This is a genomic window from Halomonas marinisediminis (assembly GCF_004347715.1).
Taxonomy (GTDB): Bacteria; Pseudomonadota; Gammaproteobacteria; order Pseudomonadales; family Halomonadaceae; genus Halomonas; species Halomonas icarae.
In genome coordinates this window covers 1-297 of sequence record NZ_SLTR01000270.1, presented here as the reverse complement: position 1 = coordinate 297, position 297 = coordinate 1, and the positions used below count along the sequence as shown (strand labels likewise).

The 297-nt window shown below is 66.7% G+C and carries 1 pseudogene; it reads right to left on the bottom strand.

The window, feature by feature from the left end:
• Positions 1 to 297: pseudogene (locus E0702_RS16650) on the bottom strand (sugar ABC transporter ATP-binding protein); the annotation flags it as partial.

Here is a 297-nt window from a genome sequence, read left to right as displayed (position 1 = left end):
CACCGAGAGACCCTTCGAGCGTCGCGAGCTCCTGCCCGCCGGCCATCATGTCCTGCAATTCTTCGGGGGTGATTTCCCCACGCTCTGCCGTGCCCAGGGTCTGGCCCCGGTTGAGCACCGTGAACCGGTCGCCCACGGCCATGGCGTGGCGCACATTGTGGGTGATGAACACCACCGCGACCCCCTGCTTGCGCACCTTGTCGATGGTGGCCAGCACGTTGGAGGTCTGACGCACACCGAGCGCGGAGGTCGGCTCGTCCAGGATCAGCACCTTGGCCCCGAAATAGACAGCGCGCG